We start from the raw sequence: 268 nt of genomic DNA, 5'->3' as shown, positions 1-268 counted from the left end.
GGTACGCCCGGCGCAGTTGACGATGATACGGGTGGCCGGGTCCGGTGCCAGTTCACGGGCGCGCAGCACCAGTTCGGCACCCGGCACACTGATGCCGGTAGGAATGCTCATGGTCTGGTATTCGTCGAAGCGGCGCGCGTCGAGCACCACCACATCGGCCTGGCTGTCGAGCAGCGCCTGCACTTCTTCGGCGGCCAAGGAGGGCGTGTGGCGCTCACTCTCAACCAACTCGCCGAAGGCTTTGCTCGGTACGTTGACGTCGATAAAC

Annotated in this window: 1 protein-coding gene; it reads right to left on the bottom strand. The window is 64.6% G+C overall.

Translation table 11 applies throughout. The annotated features are described in order from the left end of the window. Positions 1-268, bottom strand: a 268-nt coding sequence (locus NDO48_RS29270) for a rhodanese-like domain-containing protein (RefSeq protein WP_267322927.1), incomplete at both ends; no start/stop codon positions are given.

The sequence above is a fragment of the Aminobacter sp. MET-1 genome (assembly GCF_026521175.1).
In the GTDB taxonomy this organism is placed as follows: domain Bacteria; phylum Pseudomonadota; class Alphaproteobacteria; order Rhizobiales; family Rhizobiaceae; genus Aminobacter.
This window is presented reverse-complemented; position numbering and strand designations above follow the sequence as displayed.